General features: G+C 71.6%; 12 protein-coding genes and 1 pseudogene. 1 reads left to right on the top strand and 12 read right to left on the bottom strand.

Features of this window, described 5'->3' with window-relative positions; all coding sequences use genetic code 11:
* The 5 genes and pseudogenes from ACFU5F_RS35500 to ACFU5F_RS35480 form a co-directional block, all read right to left on the bottom strand.
* Nucleotides 1–346: pseudogene (locus ACFU5F_RS35500) on the bottom strand (serine hydroxymethyltransferase); the annotation flags it as partial.
* A gap of 58 nt (nucleotides 347–404) precedes the next feature.
* Nucleotides 405–1586, bottom strand: coding sequence for an NAD(P)/FAD-dependent oxidoreductase (locus ACFU5F_RS35495; RefSeq protein WP_383896521.1), 1182 nt, complete (start codon nucleotides 1584–1586; stop codon nucleotides 405–407).
* 218 nt (nucleotides 1587–1804) lie between these two features.
* The gene (locus ACFU5F_RS35490) at nucleotides 1805–2938 is read right to left on the bottom strand and encodes an aromatic ring-hydroxylating dioxygenase subunit alpha (RefSeq protein WP_383896517.1); all 1134 of its coding nucleotides are present in this window, start codon (nucleotides 2936–2938) and stop codon (nucleotides 1805–1807) included.
* Nucleotides 2939–2980: 42 nt separating this feature from the next.
* Complete coding sequence (locus tag ACFU5F_RS35485) at nucleotides 2981–3613, bottom strand: MBL fold metallo-hydrolase (protein ID WP_383896514.1); 633 nt, start codon at nucleotides 3611–3613, stop codon at nucleotides 2981–2983.
* Entirely contained in the window at nucleotides 3610–4695 is a 1086-nt protein-coding gene (locus ACFU5F_RS35480; RefSeq protein ID WP_383896512.1) for an S-(hydroxymethyl)mycothiol dehydrogenase, read from the bottom strand. The genes ACFU5F_RS35485 and ACFU5F_RS35480 overlap by 4 nt, the downstream gene beginning before the upstream one ends.
* 405 nt (nucleotides 4696–5100) lie before the next feature.
* Between ACFU5F_RS35480 and ACFU5F_RS35475 the strand changes: the two genes are divergently transcribed.
* Entirely contained in the window at nucleotides 5101–5898 is a 798-nt protein-coding gene (locus ACFU5F_RS35475; RefSeq protein ID WP_383896509.1) for an IclR family transcriptional regulator, read from the top strand.
* Between the two features lie 17 nt (nucleotides 5899–5915).
* On the opposite strand, the gene folP is transcribed toward ACFU5F_RS35475, so the two are convergent.
* The 7 genes from folP to ACFU5F_RS35440 form a co-directional block, all read right to left on the bottom strand.
* Nucleotides 5916–6839 (bottom strand): dihydropteroate synthase, encoded by a 924-nt coding sequence (gene folP / locus ACFU5F_RS35470; RefSeq protein WP_383896507.1) that lies wholly within the window; start codon nucleotides 6837–6839, stop codon nucleotides 5916–5918.
* A gap of 41 nt (nucleotides 6840–6880) precedes the next feature.
* Nucleotides 6881–7483, bottom strand: coding sequence for a sarcosine oxidase subunit gamma (locus ACFU5F_RS35465; RefSeq protein ID WP_383896504.1), 603 nt, complete (start codon nucleotides 7481–7483; stop codon nucleotides 6881–6883).
* Nucleotides 7476–10721 carry a sarcosine oxidase subunit delta family protein gene (locus ACFU5F_RS35460; RefSeq protein ID WP_383896502.1) on the bottom strand — a complete coding sequence of 1082 codons (3246 nt, stop codon included), beginning with the start codon at nucleotides 10719–10721 and terminating at the stop codon, nucleotides 7476–7478. Before ACFU5F_RS35460 ends, ACFU5F_RS35465 begins: the two co-directional genes overlap by 8 nt.
* 12 nt (nucleotides 10722–10733) lie before the next feature.
* On the bottom strand, nucleotides 10734–11966 hold the full coding sequence (locus ACFU5F_RS35455) for a sarcosine oxidase subunit beta family protein (RefSeq protein ID WP_059078267.1): 1233 nt from the start codon (nucleotides 11964–11966) through the stop codon (nucleotides 10734–10736).
* A gap of 58 nt (nucleotides 11967–12024) precedes the next feature.
* Nucleotides 12025–12885, bottom strand: a complete 861-nt coding sequence (locus tag ACFU5F_RS35450) for a bifunctional methylenetetrahydrofolate dehydrogenase/methenyltetrahydrofolate cyclohydrolase (protein ID WP_351683499.1) — start codon at nucleotides 12883–12885, stop codon at nucleotides 12025–12027.
* A 36-nt stretch (nucleotides 12886–12921) separates the two neighbouring features.
* Nucleotides 12922–15360 (bottom strand): FAD-dependent oxidoreductase, encoded by a 2439-nt coding sequence (locus ACFU5F_RS35445; protein WP_383896499.1) that lies wholly within the window; start codon nucleotides 15358–15360, stop codon nucleotides 12922–12924.
* A 237-nt stretch (nucleotides 15361–15597) separates the two neighbouring features.
* Entirely contained in the window at nucleotides 15598–16575 is a 978-nt protein-coding gene (locus tag ACFU5F_RS35440; protein ID WP_383896497.1) for an ABC transporter substrate-binding protein, read from the bottom strand.
* Nucleotides 16576–16578: the final 3 nt, after the last annotated feature.

Here is a 16578-nt window from a genome sequence, read left to right as displayed (position 1 = left end):
TGGTGTCGCCGGGCTGGGCGAGTGCGAACAGGGCGGCCTGGTTGGCGGAGGCGCCGGAGTGCGGCTGGACGTTGGCGTACTCCGCGCCGAACAGGGCCTTCACCCGGTCGATCGCGATCTGCTCGGTGACGTCGACGTGCTCGCAACCGCCGTAGTAGCGGCGGCCCGGGTAGCCCTCGGCGTACTTGTTGGTCAGGACCGAACCCTGCGCCTCCAGGACCGCCACGGGCGCGAAGTTCTCCGAGGCGATCATCTCCAGGGTGGACTGCTGGCGGTTCAGCTCGGCGTCGACGGCGGCGGCGACCTCGGGGTCGAGGTCGTGCAGGGACTGGTTGAACAGGGTCATCAGCGGTCTCCTGTGCGGGTTCCGGAGGGAGGAGGTGGGACGCTCACGAGCGGGGCGCTCAGGACACGGCGACCGCGGCGGCGGGGACGAGCGTGCGGCGGAGCCGGTTGAAGAACTTCGGCTGGTTGAGGGAGAGCACGGCCACGGGGTCGCCCCCGTGCCGGTAGACGGCCGTGAACGTGCGGCTGTCGAGGTCGCCCTCGACGATCTCGGGCTCGGCGCCCGGGACGACGTATCCGGCGAGCTGGATGCGCGTGCGGTACTGGTCGGACCAGAAGTACGGGGCGGTGAGCGGGGCCGGGGCGGACACCCCCGTCAGCAGGGTCCGGGCGGCGGTCCTCGCCTGCTCGGTGGCGTTGCTCCAGTGCTCGATGCGGGCGTGGCGTCCGGTGAAGGGGTGGGGGCAGCGGGCCACGTCACCGACGGCGACGACGCCCGGGACGGTGGTCGCGCAGCCCGCGTCGCACACCACGCCGTCGTCCACCAGGACCCCGGAGCCCGCGAGCCAGTCGGTGTTGGGCCGGACCCCGACGCCGGCCACGACCACGTCGGCGGGCAGCACCCGCCCGTCCGCCAGCCGGACGCCGGTGACCCGGTCCCGGCCGAGCAGTTCGGCCACGCCCGTGCCGCACAGCAGGTCGACGCCGTGATCGGTGTGCAGGGAGGAGCAGACCAGGCCCATCTCCCGGCCGAGCTGACGCTCCAGCGGGACCTCGGCCGCCTCGACGAGGGTGACGTGCAGGCCGAGCCGGTGGGCGGTGGAGGCCACCTCGGCGCCGATGAAGCCGGCTCCGATGACGACGATCCTGGGGAGGCCGTCCAGCAACTCGGCTCGCAGGGCGAGGGCGTCGTCCAGGGTGCGCAGGGTATGGACGCCGGCCAGTCCGTCGGACCCGGGGAGGGTGCGGGGGCTCGCGCCGGTGGCGACGACCACGCCGTGGGTGCGCACCTGCCGCCCGCCGGCCAGGGTGACGGTCCGGGCGACGGGGTCGAGACGGACCGCGCGTTCGCCGAGCAGCCAGTGCACGTCCAGATCGTCGTACTCGGCGGCGTCCCCGAGCGCGAGCGCGTCGGCGTCGATGTCGCCCTTCAGAAAGTCCTTGGACAGCGGGGGGCGGTCGTAGGGGGTGTGGCGCTCCTCCCCCACGACGACGATCTCGCCGTCGTAGCCCTCTGCGCGCAGCGCGCGGACCGTGCTCAGGCCCGCCAGTGACGCTCCGACGACGGTGATGCTCCTCATGCGGGCTCCTGACGAAGGGGTGTCTCATATGGCACAACGACACGCGTTATGCGCAACATGGTTTCGGTGGAATTCGGGGGCGTCAAGAGGGCGGACCCGCCGATCGTTCCCGATGGCGCTCCGAGTTGCATCGAACGCAACTCCCTCTCCATGGCCCGTCCACCTGCCGGAGGGACCGGATCGGCAGGTGGACGGGGGTTCGCGACGGCGCCGCGAGGTCAGTGCGCGGGGCCGACGTCGAGCTTGTTCTGCAGCCAGGTGTGGAACTCGCCGATGTGGTGCTCGCTGGGCACCAGTACGCCACCCTTGGCGTACGCCTTCGAGCTCATCGCCGGCTGGGTACGCTCGCAGGCGTCGAAGTCCTGCTGGTTCACCCGGTGGAACAGCTCCACCGAACGCTCCACGTCCTTGCCGCTGTCCACGACGTGCGGCAGGTAGAGCCAGTCGCACTCGACGATCGTGCGGTCCGCCGCCATCGGGTACATGCGGTGGAAGATCACGTGGTCGGGGACGAGGTTGATGAACACCTGCGGCCGGACGGTGATCGCGTAGTAACGGCGGTCCTGGTCCTCGGCCACTCCCGGGATTCGGTCCAGGCCCTCGGAACCGTCGACCGTGAACCCCTGCACGTCGTCACCGAACTCGGCGCCGTGGCCCACGTAGTACTGCGCGGCGTACCCGTCCGCGAACTCCGGCAGCACCTCGGTCAGTTCCGGATGGATCGTGGCGCAGTGGTAGCACTCCATGAAGTTCTCGATGATGAGCTTCCAGTTCGCCTTCACGTCGTACGTGATCCGGCGCCCCACCGACAGGTTGTCGATGTCGTACCGCTCGATCGACTCCACGTCACCGAGACGCTCGACGACCGCGCCCAGCACGTCGGCCTCGAAGGACGGCGGCTCGTCGGCCAGGCACACCCACACATAGCCGAGCCACTCCCGCACATGGACGTTGATCAGGCCGTACTCGGTGCGGTCGATGTCCGGCATCGAGGTCAGGTTCGGCGCGGCGACGAGCTTGCCGTCCAGTCCGTACGTCCAGGCGTGGTACGGACACTGGAAGGCCCGCTTGACCTCGCCCGACTCCTCCAGGCAGAGCTTGGCCCCGCGGTGCCGGCAGATGTTGAGGAATGCCTTGATCGAGCCGTCCCGGGAGCGCGAGACGAGGACGCTCTCGCGTCCGACCTGGTAGGTGCGGAAGGCGCCGGGTTTGGCCAGTTCGGAGGCGCGGGCCACGCAGAACCACATGGCCTCGAAGACCCGCTCCTGCTCCTGGGCGAAGACTCCGGGGTCCGTGTAGTACTCGCCGGACAGCGTGGGGATCAGGCTGGGCGGCAGATTCGTGAGGGTCATCGAGTCACCTTCGGAAAATGTCGGGAAGCGGTGGCGGGCGGTTCAGTGGCCGCGGGTGATCCACTCGTCGAGGTGGGGCGCCTCGGCGCCGATCGTGGTGGTGTCGCCGTGACCGGTGTGGACGGTGGTGCCGACGGGGAGCGTCAGCAGCCGGTCCCGGATGGAGGCGACGATGGTGCCGAAGTCCGAGAAGGAACGGCCGGTCGCGCCGGGGCCACCCTGGAAGAGGGTGTCGCCGGAGAACAGGGCGTTCAGCCCGGGGGCGTGGAGGCAGACCGCGCCGGGCGAGTGGCCGGGCGTGTGGAGCACCGTGAGCTCGACGCCGGCGACGGTCAGGGTCTCGCCCGCGGCCAGTTCCCGGAAGTCGGGGGCGGCCTCGCCGTGCGCCATCTTCCACAGGACGGTGTCGGCGGGGTGGAGCAGGATGGGCGCGCCGTGGCGGGCGGCCAGGGCCGGGGCGGCGTTGACGTGGTCGTTGTGGGCGTGGGTGCACACGATGGCGACCAGGCGGCGGTCGCCGACGGCGGCAGAGATGACGTCCGCGTCGTGGGCGGCGTCGACGACCAGGACCTCCTCGTCGTCGCCGATCAGCCAGACGTTGTTGTCGACCTCCCAGGTGCCGCCGTCCAGTGTGAAGGTGCCGGAGGTGACGAGGCGCTCGATACGGGCGGTCACAGGACCACCACCGAACGCAGGACGTCGCCGTGGTGCATCTTGGCGAACGCGGCCTCGACGTCGTCCAGGCCGATGGTCTCGGTGACGAACTCGCCGAGGTCGAAGCGGCCCTGGAGGTAGAGGTCGATCAGGGCGGGGAAGTCGCGGGAGGGCAGGCAGTCGCCGTACCAGGAGGACTTCAGCGCGCCGCCGCGCCCGAAGACGTCCAGCAGCGGAAGTTCGAGCTTCAGCCCGGGCGTGGGGACTCCCACGAGGACGGCGGTGCCGGCCAGGTCGCGGGCGTAGAAGGCCTGTTTGAAGGTCTCGGGACGGCCCACCGCGTCCACGACGACATCCGCGCCGAAGCCGCCGGTGAGTTCGCGGATCGCCTCGACGGCGTCGGTCCGGGAGGCGTCGACGGTGTCGGTGGCGCCGAACCGCTCGGCCCACTTCAGTTTCCGCTCGTCGACGTCGACGGCGATGATGCGGCCGGCGCCGGCGACCTTGCCGCCCGCGATCGCGGCCATGCCCACCCCGCCGCAGCCGATCACCGCGAGGGAGTCACCGCGTCCCACGCCGCCGGTGTTGACCGCCGCGCCGAAGCCGGCCATCACACCGCAGCCGAGGAGGCCGGCGGCGGCGGGCGCGGCCAGCGGATCCACCTTGGTGCACTGCCCGGCGGCGACCAGGGTCTTCTCGGCGAAGGCGCCGATACCGAGGGCCGGGGAGAGCGGGGTGCCGTCGGCGAGGGTCATCGGCTGCGTGGCGTTGTGCGTGGCGAAGCAGTACCAGGGCCTGCCCCTGCGGCAGGCCCGGCAGGTGCCGCAGACGGCACGCCAGTTGAGGATGACGAAGTCGCCGGGGGCGACGTCGGTGACGCCCTCGCCGACCGACTCCACCACGCCCGCGGCCTCATGGCCGAGCAGGAACGGGAAGTCGTCGTTGATGCCGCCCTCCCGGTAGTGCAGGTCGGTGTGGCAGACACCGCAGGCCTGCACCCGCACCAGTGCCTCTCCGGGGCCGGGGTCCGGCACCAGGACGGTCTCCACCGAGACCGGGGCGCCCTGTTTGCGGGCGACGACGGCGCGTACCTCGTGTGTCACGGTCGATCTCCTCGTCGAGGGACGGCCGAATCCGTGCTTCGGCCGGATGTGCTGGATGGCGGGCGGACCCCGATCGCTCCCCGGAGCTGTCGGCGAGGAAGGGGAGGGCAGGAAGGGGAGGGAGTGACTGCATCGGCGCCCGGACGGGGACCGTGGCCGAGCCACCGTCGCCGTGTTCCATATAGCGCAACTATCTTCGCTATGAGCAACGACGACCAAACTGTCTCCTTGAGGGCACCCACTGTCAAGAGGTCGGTCGCACCGACTTGCCCGGACCCCCTCGACACCACCCCCTTCCCCGGGCGGGACGGGCCGTGCGACCATGCGAGCGATCGGTTCCGGCCAGGTCCGCCCCGAAGCGGGACCCTCTCGGGATCTTCGGGCGCGACTGCGTATAGTTGCACCATGAGCAACTACGCGGCAGAGGGCGCAACAACCGGGCCCGCGGTGAACGGTGTGCAGTCCGTCGACCGCGCCGTCAGCGTGCTGGAGATCCTGGCCCAGCGCGGCGAGGCCGGTGTCAGCGAGGTCGCCGCCGAGATCGACGTCCACAAGTCCACCGCGTTCCGGCTCCTCGGGGCGCTGGAGGCACGCGGACTGGTCGAGCAGACGGCCGAGCGGGGCAAGTACCGGCTCGGTTTCGGCATCGTGCGGCTCGCCGGCGCGGTCACGGGCAGGCTCGACATCACCCAGCAGGGACGACAGGTCTGCGAGCGGCTCAGCGAGGAGATCGGCGAGACCGTCAACATCGCGGTGCTGCAGGAGCACTACGCGGTCAACCTCCACCAGGTACGCGGACCGGGCGCGGTCGGCACCCACAACTGGGTCGGCCAGCTCACCCCCGTGCACGCCACGTCCAGCGGCAAGATCCTGCTGGCCCATCTGTCGGAGCGGCGCCGCGCCGAGGTGCTGGAGGCGTCCGGGCTGCGGAAGCTGACGCCCCACACCCTGACCGCCCGCGCGAAGCTGGAGAAGGACCTCGCCGAGGCGCGGACACGCGGGTACGCGGTGACGATGGAGGAGCTGGAGATCGGACTCCACGCGATGGCGGCGCCGGTCCGCTCCCGCGAGGGCGAGGTCATCGCCGCGCTCAGTGCCTCCGGCCCGGCCTACCGCTTCACCGAGGAACGCATGAGCGCACTCGTGCCCGTGCTGACACAGGGCGCCGAGGAGATCAGCCGCAGGATGGGCTACCTGGGCTGACCGCCCGCGCGCAACGCTCAGCCCAGCGGCGCCCGCGCCGCCACCGCCGCCTCGGCGCCCCAACGGGCCGTCACCCGCACCGCGTCCAGCGTCGAGGCGACGTCGTGCACCCGCAGGCACCAGACGCCCTGCGCGGCGGCGAGCACGGACACGGCGGTGGTCGCCGCGTCACGCTCGCGCGCCGGACGAGGCTCCCCCGTCGTCCGGTCGGCCAGCAGCCGCCCCAGGAACGCCTTGCGGGACGCGCCCAGCAGGACGGGACGGCCCAGTGCGCGGACCTCCCCGAGACGGCCCAGCAGTTCCCAGTTGTGCTCGGGCGTCTTGGCGAAGCCCAGCCCGGGGTCGACGATCAGCGAGCCGGGCGGGACGCCCGCCTCCAGGGCGGCGTCGACCCGCAGCCGTACCTCGCCGAGCACCTCCTCGACCACGTCGCCGTAGACGGCGTTCGTCTGCATCCCGGCCGAGTGGCCGCGCCAGTGCATCAGCACGTACGGCACCCCCGCCCGTGCCATCAGGGGCAGCATCCCCGGGTCGGCGAGACCCCCCGAGACGTCGTTGACCAGCCGCGCGCCCGCCTCCAGGGCGCGGGCTGCGACCTCGGCCCGCATGGTGTCGACGCTGACGGCCGCACCTTCCGCCGCGAGGGCCCGGACGACGGGCAGTACCCGGCGCAGTTCCTCCTCGACCGGCGGGCGCGCCGCGCCGGGGCGGGTCGACTCGCCGCCCACGTCCACGATGTCCGCGCCCTGCTCCAGCAGGGCGCGGCCATGTGCCACGGCCGCGTCGGCCGTGTACGACAGCCCGCCGTCGGAGAACGAGTCCGGCGTGACGTTCACGACGCCCATCACCAGCGTCCGGCCCGGCCTCGGCAGCCCGTGCGGGTGCAGGTCCGGCGTGCCCGGGTGGGCGGGCGTGGCGGGGGCGTGGATCGTGACGGTCACCGGTGTCCGACTTTCGACGTGCTGACAGGGACCCGCATACCTCAGACGTGCTCCGTCGCCGCGTCGAGCAGCCAGTCGGCCAGATAGCCGGCGAACGACGAACGGACCAGGACCCAGAATCCCGCGCTGGGCTCCTCGCGCGCGACCAGGACGACCTGGGTGCGGCCCAGGGTGGTCTGGGCACAGCGGCCGGCCCCGAAGGCCCTCGGGTGCAGGTCCAGCGAGCAGCCGTGGGCCAGCAGGTCACGGGCGCCCGCGCCGGCGACGAGGACCGTGGTGCGCTGCGCGGAGACGTCCGTGACGGAGACGTGCTCCTCTCCGGCGGCCTCCCGGATCCGGCTCTCCAGTTCGCGCCCGCCGCCCGGCGGTCCCACGAGCAGCCACTCGTCGGGGCCGAGCCACAGCACGGTCAGCTCCCCCGCGCGAACGACGGTGTCGGGCTCCAGGGGCAACGGGAGGCCCAGCGCGAGGCCGACGGCGTCCGCCGCCGCCCCCTTGGCGTCGAGACGCACGTCGAGCTGGGTGAGGAAGGGGAGTTCGGCCAGCCGGATCGTGCCCCCGGAGGCGCGGGTGGCAGCGGCCAGCCGGTCGGCGGCCCCGGACAGGGGGCTGCGGGGCCGGGAGGTCAGGGCGGTGTCAGCCATCGCGGCGGGCTCCCTCGGGATCGTAGAGGACGGGGCTCGCGACGGTCACGGGGACCAGTCGGTCGCCCACGGGGGCGTACAGCCGCTCGCCGATGCGGTCCCGGCCGCCCTTGACCAGGGCGAGCGCGAAGGTCCGGCCGAGGGCGGCGCTGCGGTAGCTGGAGGTGACGTGGCCCAGCATCGGGACGGGCGGGGCCGGCAGCACGCTGTCGGCGACCAGGTGCGTGCCCTCGGGCAGGAAGTCGCCCGGGTCCTCGGGGAGGAGACCGACCAGGTGCTTGCGGTCGGGCCGGACGGTGTCGGGGCGGGTGTAGGACCGCTTGCCGACGAAGTCCGGCTTCTTCTTGGAGACCACCCAGCTCATGCCGAGGTCCTGCGGGGTGACCGTGCCGTCGGTGTCCTGGCCGATGATCGGGTAGCCCTTCTCGGCGCGCAGGACGTGCATGGTCTCGGTGCCGTACGGGGTGATGCCGTACGGGGCGCCGGCCTCGTACAGCGCCTCCCAGAGCGTCAGCGCCTCCCACGGCGACACGTTGATCTCGTAGGCGAGTTCGCCGGAGAAGCTGATCCGGCAGACCCGGGCCTCGATGCCCGCGACGGTCGTCTCGCGCCAGGCCATGAACGGGAAGTCCTCGTTGGCGACGGCCAGTTGCGGTGCGAGCGAGGCGATCACCTCGCGGGACTTCGGGCCGACCAGGGCGACCGTGGCCCACTGTTCGGTCACGGAGGTGCAGTGGACCTTGAGTTCGGGCCACTCCGTCTGGAGCCACTCCTCCATCCAGTCGAGCACGGCGGCGGCGTTGCCGGTCGTCGTGGTGACCAGGTAGCGGTCCTGGGCCACGCGGATGACCGTGCCGTCGTCGAACACCATGCCGTCGGGGCGGCACATGACGCCGTAGCGGATCATGCCGACCTTCAGGGTGCTCATCATGTTGGTGTAGAGCAGGTCGAGGAAGACCCCGGCGTCCGGGCCCTGGACATCGATCTTGCCGAGGGTGGAGGCGTCCATGAAGCCCACGCCCTCCCGGGTGGCCGCGCACTCGCGCAGCACGGCGGCCTCCATGTCCTCGCCGGCCTGCGGGTAGTACCAGGGGCGCTTCCACTGACCGACGTTCTCGAACAGCGCACCGTGCCCGACGTGCCACTCGTGGATCGCGGTCGTACGGACCGGGTCGCTCAGCACGCCCCGGTCGCGGCCCGCGAGGGCGGCGAAGGAGACCGGGGTGTACGGCGGGCGGAAGGTGGTCGTGCCGAGGGTGGAGACGTCCACGCCGAGCAGTTCGGCGACGGCGCCGCTCGCCAGCACGCCCGAGGTCTTGCCCTGGTCGTTGGCGGTGCCGGCCGTGGTGTACCGCTTGGTGTGCTCCACCGAGCGGAGGCCGGCGCCGGTCGCGCGGGCCAGGTCGGCCACCGTGACATCACGCTGGAGGTCGACGAACCGGGGAGCGTCCGGCGCGCCCGGGACGACGTACACGTGCATCGCCGGGGTCGTCCGCGGCTGCGGCGCCACGACGGGGAGGCGGGGCTCCTCGGGCGTGTACCCCTCGGCCTCGATCGCGCGGGCACCGGCGGCGGCGCCCTGGGCGAGGACAGCGGCGGTGTCGAAGAGACCGCTCGCGCTGCCCACGACCTCGACGGCCTGGCGGCCGGTGTCGGGCACGAAGGAGCCCAGCGTCTCGTCGTGGCGCAGCTTGCCGCCGGACTGGCTGAACAGGTGTGCCGCGGGGTTCCAGCCGCCGGAGACCAGCAGCAGGTCCGCGGCGAACTCCCGCTGCCCGGCGGACTCGCCGTACGGGGCGACGGTCACGGCGGTGAGGCGGGACTCGCCCGCCGTACCGGTGACGGCGTGCCCGGCAAGGACCTCGATGCCGGCGGCCGTGGCGCGCGCGGCCCACTCCCCCGGCTCGGGGCGGGTGTCGACGATCGCGGTGACCGTCAGGCCCGCCGAGGCGAGGTCCAGGGCCGCCGCGTAGGCGCTGTCGTTGGTGGTGAAGACGACCGCGTGGCGGCCGGGCAGGGCGCCGTGGCGGTTGACGTGGGTGCGGGCCGAGGAGGCCAGCATCACGCCGGGGCGGTCGTTGTCCGCGAAGGCCAGGGAGCGCTCGTGGGCGCCGGTCGCGAGGACGACGCGGCGGGCGCGGATGCGCCAGACGCGTTCCCGGGAGACGTGTCCGGGAGCCGCGGCGCCGAGGTGGTTGGTGCGGCGCTCGACGGCGAGGAGGTGGTTGTCGTCGTAGTAGCCGAAGACGGTGGTGCGGCGCAGGACGCGGACCTCGCCTGCGGCGTCGAGCAGGCCTGCGGTCTCGCCCACCCAGTCGAGGTGTTCGGCGGTGCCGAGGAGGCTGCCGCCGAGTTCCGGCTGGTCGTCGGCGAGGATGACGCGGGCGCCGCTGTTCGCCGCGGCGGCGGCCGCCGCGAGGCCGGCCGGGCCCGCGCCCACGACCAGCAGGTCGCAGTGCGCGTGGACGGCGTCGTAGCGGGCCGGGTCGGGTTCGGTGGCGAGGCGGCCCTGGCCGGGGAGGCTGGTGGCGACCAGGCCGTCGTACAGCTCGACGGTGGTCGCGGGCAGCATGGGCTCGGGGAAGGGCTCCTCGATCTGGATGACCGCGTTGGGTTCCTCGACACCGGCGGAGAAGATGCCCCGGGGGCGGCCGAGCTTGATGCTGGTGCCCGCGTGGATGACGCCGTTGGCGAGGAGCGCGGAGGCGAGGGTGTCGCCCCGGTGGCCCTGGTACTCGGTGCCGTCGAAGGTGAAGGTGAGGGCGGTGTCGCGGTCGATGCGGCCGCGGGTGGGGTGGCGGAACGGCTGGGTCGTCTCGCCCCCGCCGCCCCTACCCGTCCCGTCCTGAAGGGGCTGTGCCCCTTCGACCCCGCTCCTGGGGGCTGCGCCCCCAGACCTCGCTTCGGCCTGAACGGCCTCGTCCTCAGACGCCGGACGGGCTGAGAGCGCGGGCCTCGGCTCCGGGGTCGCCGGGCGTTCCTCGCCCGAGCGGTACACCGAAAGGATCTCGTTCGTCGAGGTGTCGCGGACCGCGTTGAACCAGCGGCGGCAGCCCGCCGCGTGGCTCCAGCGTTCGGCGAAGGGGCCCTTGGTGTTGTCGCGGAAGAAGAGGTAGCGGGCCCACTCCTCGTCGGTGAGGGCCGAGGGGGTCTCGGGGTAGGCCACGTGGGCCTGGCCGCCGTAGTGGAACTCGGCCTCGTCGCGGGGCCCGCACCACGGGCAGGTGATGAGCAGCATGTGTGGGGCTCCCTAGTGGGCCACCGCGGCCGCGCCGTGCTCGTCGACGAGCGCGCCGGTGGTGAAACGGTCGAGCGAGAAGGGGGCGTTGAGGGCGTGCGGGGTGTCGTGGGCGATGGTGTGGGCGTAGACCCAGCCGAGGCCCGGGGTGGCCTTGAAGCCGCCCGTTCCCCAGCCGCAGTTGAGATAGAGGTTGTCGACGGGGCTGAGCCCGACGATCGGCGAGGCGTCGGGGCTGACGTCGACGATGCCGCCCCAGGTGCGCAGCACGTGGGCGCGGGCGAAGACCGGGAACAGCTCCAGGGCCGCGGCCATCTGCTCCTCGATGATGTGGAAGGCACCGCGCTGCGTGTACGAGTTGTACGCGTCGATGCCCGCGCCCATCACCAGCTCGCCCTTGTGCGCCTGGCTGACGTACACGTGGACGGCGTTGGACATGACGACCGTGGGGTGCACCGGCTCCAGGAGTTCGGAGACCAGGGCCTGCAACGGGTGCGACTGGACGGGGAGCTGGATGCCCGCCATGGCGGCGAGCACCGAGGTGTGGCCCGCCGAGCAGAGCGCGACCTTGCCGGCCGCGATACGGCCGCGTGTCGTGCGGACGCCGACGACCCGGTTGTCGACCACGTCGAGGCCGGTGACCTCGCAGTTCTGGATGATGTCGATGCCGGCGGCGTCGGCGGAGCGGGCCAGGCCCCAGGCCACGTGGTCGTGCTTGGCGATGCCCGCGCGCGGCTGGTAGGTCGCGCCGAGGACGGGGTAGCGCACGTCCTGCGAGATGTTGACGATCGGGCAGACGTCCTTGACGCCGTCGGCGTCGAGCCACTCCGCGTCCACGCCGTTGAGGCGGTTGGCCTCCACGCGGCGCACGCTGTCACGGACGTCCTGGAGGCTGTGCGCGAGGTTCAGCACACCGCGCTGGGAGAAGAGGATCGGGTAGTCGAGCTCCTCCTCCAGCCCCTCCCAGAGCTTGAGGGCGTGCTCGTAGATGCCGGCGCTCTCGTCCCACAGGTAGTTGGAGCGGATGATCGTGGTGTTGCGGGCCATGTTGCCGCCGCCGAGCCAGCCCTTCTCCAGCACCGCGACATTGGTGATGCCGTGGTTCTTCGCCAGATAGTGGGCCGTGGCCAGGCCGTGTCCGCCGCCGCCGACGATCACGACGTCGTACGACTTCTTCGGCTCGGGGTCGCGCCACAGCCAGTCGGGGTGCTCGGGGAGGTCGGCGCCGGGGGTGCGGGGGCTCATCGGACGTCTCCGTCTTCCGAAGGGTACGGGTGCTGCGGGTACGGGGGGAGGTGCGCGTTCATACGGCGGTGGCGTTCCTCTCGGCGGCCTCGACGACGTTGGCCAGCAACATCGCGCGGGTCATGGGGCCCACTCCGCCGGGCATCGGCGCGATCCAGCCGGCGACCTGGGCGGCGTCCGGGTGGATGTCGCCGACCAGGCCCTGGTCGGTGCGGGTGATGCCGACGTCCAGGACGGCCGCGCCGGTGCGCAGCATGTCCTTGGTGATCAGCCCGGGGGAACCGGCGGCCGCGATGACGATGTCGGCCTCCCGGGTGTGCCAGGCCAGGCCCTTGGTGCCGGTGTGGCACAGGGTGACGGTGGCGTTCTCGGAGCGGCGGGTGAGCAGCAGGCCGATGGGACGGCCGACGGTGATGCCGCGGCCGACCACGCAGACCCGGGCGCCGGCGAGCGGGACGCCGTGCCTGCGCAGGAGTTCGACGATGCCGCGCGGGGTGCAGGGCAGCGGGGCGTCGACGCCGAGGGTGAGCCGGCCGAGGTTGACGGGGTGCAGTCCGTCGGCGTCCTTGGCCGGGTCCATGCGTTCCAGCACGGCGTTGGCGTCGAGGTGGCGGGGCAGCGGGAGCTGGACGATGTAGCCGGTGCAGGCCGGGTCGGCGTTCAGCTCGTCGATGACGTCCTCGACCTGCTGCTGGGTGGCGTCGGCGGGCAGGTCGCGGCGGATGGAGGCGATGCCGACCTGGGCGCAGTCGCGGTGCTTGCCGGCGACATAGGCGTGGCTGCCGGGGTCCTCGCCGACGAGGACGGTGCCGAGGCCCGGCGGGCGGCCGCCGGTGGCGGTCAACTTGGCCACGCGCTCCGTGAGTTCGCGGCGAATGTCGGCGGCGGTCGCCTTGCCGTCGAGCAACTGTGCGTTCACCGGCGGTGTTCCTTCCCTCTGCGGTCGTGGCGGGTGTCAGCCACGGAGGCGGGACATGGTGGGGTCGAACAGGGGCTCCTCGGTGACGACGGCCTCGACGCGCTGGTCGAAGTAGCCGATGTGCAGCACGGTCCCGGGTTCCGTGAGTTCCGTGGGGAGCCAGGCGTAGGCGATGCCCTTGCCGATGGTGTAGCCGTAGGCGGCGCTGGTGACGTAGCCGACCGGCCGGTCCCCGTCGAGGACGGGTTCCTTGCCGAGGACGACCGACCGGGGGTCGTCGATGACGAGGCAGGTCAGCTTGCGCCGGACGTTCTCCTTGCGGCGCAGCAGCGCGTCCTTGCCGATGAAGTCGTCCTTGTCGAGCTTGACGGCGAAGCCGACGCCGGCCTCGTAGGGGTCGTGCTCGTAGGTCATGTCGGTGCCGAAGGAGCGGTAGCCCTTCTCCAGGCGGAGGCTGTTGAAGGCGCCGCGTCCGGCGATGACGCCGCCGAGCGGCCTCGCCGCCTCCCAGAGCGTGTCCCAGAGCTTCTGGCCCTGGTCGGCGGTGGTGTAGATCTCCCAGCCGAGTTCGCCGACGTAGCTCAGGCGCATCGCGGTGACGGGCACCGAGCCGATGTAGGCGTGCTTGGCGCGGAAGTACTTCAGGCCGTCGCCCGAGAAGTCGGCGTCGGTGAGGGGCTGGAGGACCTTGCGGGCCAGCGGGCCCCACAGGCCGATGCAGCAGGTACCGGGGGTGATGTCGCGGACCTGGACGGTGCCGTCGGCGGGGAGGTGGCGGGTGATCCAGTCCAGGTCGAGGTTGCCGTTGGCGCCGATCTGGAAGGTGTCGTGGGCGAGCCGGGCGACGGTGACGTCGCTGCGGATGCCGCCGTCGTGGTCGAGGAAGAGGGTGTAGGTGACCGAGCCGACGGACTTGGCGACCTTGCCGGTGCACAGGCGCTCCAGGAGGTCGGCGGCGCCGGGGCCGCTCACCTCCAGGCGCTTGAGGGCCGTCATGTCGTACATGGCTACGGTCTCGCGGGTGGCCTGGGCCTCGGCGCCGACGATCGGGGACCAGAACCGTGCGGCCCAGTCGCCCGGGGTGGGGATGGAGCGGCCCTCGACGAGGCCGGCGTTGGCCTCGTACCACTGCGGGCGCTCCCAGCCGTTCGCCTCCAGGAAGAAGGCGCCGTGCTCCTGCTGGCGGGCGTGGAAGGGGCTGGTGCGGATCGGGCGGGGGTCCCCGGAGGGCTGGAGGGGGTGGAGGATGTCGTAGACCTCGACGAAGTTCTGGCAGTCGCGGGCCAGGACGTACTCCGGGGAGAGCTGGTGCGGTTCGAAGCGGTTGACGTCGCACTCGTGCAGGTCGAAGGAGGAGCAGTAGCCGTCGACCAGCCATTCGGCCATGGCCCGGCCGACGCCGGCGGAGTGGGTGACCCAGACCGCCTCGGCGACCCAGAAGCCCTTGACGTCCTTCGACTCGCCGAGCAGCGGGAAGTTGTCGGTGGTGAAGGAGAACAGGCCGTTGATGCCCTCCTCGATCTTCGCCTCCTTGGTGGAGGGAAGCAGGGCCTGGGTCTCGGTCCAGGCGTCGGCGAAGTCGTCCTCGGTGAACTTCAGGACCGACGGCATGTCGGCGGCCTCGTCCACGGAGAGGATCTCGTCGGCCGTGATGGGCATCGGGCGGTGGCCGTAGTAGCCGATGCCGATGCCGTCGAAGCGGTCGCGGTAGTAGAGGTCGGCGTCCTGGTGGCGCAGGATCGGCCGGATCGCCTCCTCGGTCTGGCCGGCGAGGGCCGGGATCGGTCCGGTCCAGGCGAGCTGGTGGGCCAGCGGGGTCAGCGGGAGGTTCATGCCGACCATGCGGGCGATCTTCGGGCCCCAGATGCCGGCGCAGCACACGACGATGTCGGCCGGGATCTCGCCCTGGTCGGTCAGGACTCCGGTGACCTCGCCGTCGGCCTTCAGGACGTCGAGGACCTCGTGGCGGGCCAGGAAGGTCACGCCGCGCTCGGTGGCCCGGCGGATCTGCGCCTCGACGGCGAGGACGGCCTTGGCGAGTCCGTCGGTGGGAACCAGGAGGCCGCCGAGGACCTTGTCGGGGTTGACCAGGGGGTGCTGTTCGAGGCATTCGTCCGCGGTGAGCAGGCGGGCCTCGATGCCCCAGGCGGTGATCCAGCCGTGCCGGCGGCGCAGTTCGGTCAGGCGCTCGGGGGTGGTGGCCACTTCGAGGCCGCCGACCTGGAGGAAGCAGGGCTTGCCGTCCACGTCGAGGGAGCAGAACTTCTCGACGGTGTACCGGGCCAGTTCGGTCATCGTCTTGGAGGAGTTCGTCTGGAAGACCAGGCCCGGGGCGTGGGACGTGGAGCCCCCGGTGGCGGGGAGCGGGCCCTGGTCGACCACGGTCACCTCGGTCCAGCCTCGCGCGGAGATCTCGTCCGCGAGAGCCGCTCCCACGACTCCCGCTCCGATGATGACCACTCGGGGTCCCGCCATCGCCGCACCTCCGGTCTGTTGATCGGTCGAGCCGATCGAGTTGCTGTTTACGCAACGCGGTTCAGGTTGCGCAACTCAATGTGCCTTCCGCGCAGGTGGGTGTCAAGGGTCCCGGGACCTCGGAAAACAGGGGGCGAAAAGGGCCCGGACACGGCGATGCCCGGTGGGCGGCACGCATTCCGCGCGCGCCGCCCACCGGGCATGGTCCGACCGGATTCCCGCGTCCGGTGCGCGGTCCTACTTGAGCCAGGCGTCCACCTTGACGCGGTTGGCGTCGACCCACTTCTTCGCCGCGGCCTCGGGCGTCATCTTGTCCACCGCGATGTACTTGGCGACGATGTTCTGGTCGTCGTTGGTCCAGCTGAAGTTCTTCACCAGGTCATAGGCGGGGCTGCCCGACTCGGCGAACTTCTTGGCCACGATCTTGTCCAGCGTGTAGACCGGGTAGTCGCAGGCGACCTTCTCGGCGTCGGCGTCGCAGCCCTGCTTGTAGTCGGGCAGCTTGACCTTCACCAGCGGGACCTCGGACATGAACCACTGGGGCTCGTAGAAGTAGCCGATCACCCATTCCTTGTTCTTCTCCGCCTTGCGGAAGGTCTGGATGAGGGCCGTCTCGCTGCCCGCGTACACGACCTTGTAGTCCAGCTTCAGGTTCTTGACCAGCGCCTCGTCGTTGGTGACGAACGACGGGTCGCCGTCGAGGAGCTGGCCCTTGCCGCCGGACTCGGAGGTCTTGAACTTCGCCGCGTACTTGTTCAGGTTCTTCCAGTCGGTGATGTCCGGGTGCGCCTTGGCCAGCCACGGCGGCACGTACCAGCCGATCAGGCCCTCGTTGCCGGTGGCACCCGCGTCCACGGCGGTCTTCTGGTCGGTGATGTACTTCTTCTTCAGGTCGTCGTGGCCCCAGTTCTCGACGACCGCGTCCACCTCACCGGTCCCGAAGCCCTGCCAGGCGATCTCCTCCTTCAGGTCCTTCTTGGTGACCTTGCAGCCGAGGTCGTTCTGCGCGACGTAGGCGATGACCGCCGCGTTGGCCTCGTAGCCGACCCACGGGTTGACCGCGAGGTTGAAGGTGCCGCACTTGGCGGAGCTGCCCGAGCCGCCCTCGTCGGAGGACTCGTCACCGACCTTCGCACCGCCGCAGGCGGTGAGGGTGAGGCCGAGAACCGCGATGCCGGCCGCGCCGACTCTCCATCGTCTTGCTTGCCTTGCCATGGT

Origin of the sequence: Streptomyces sp. NPDC057438, from assembly GCF_042802995.1 — a bacterium.
Lineage (GTDB): Bacteria > Actinomycetota > Actinomycetes > Streptomycetales > Streptomycetaceae > Streptomyces.
Note: the sequence above shows the minus strand (reverse complement) of the source record. Positions and strands in the feature narration are given on the sequence as shown.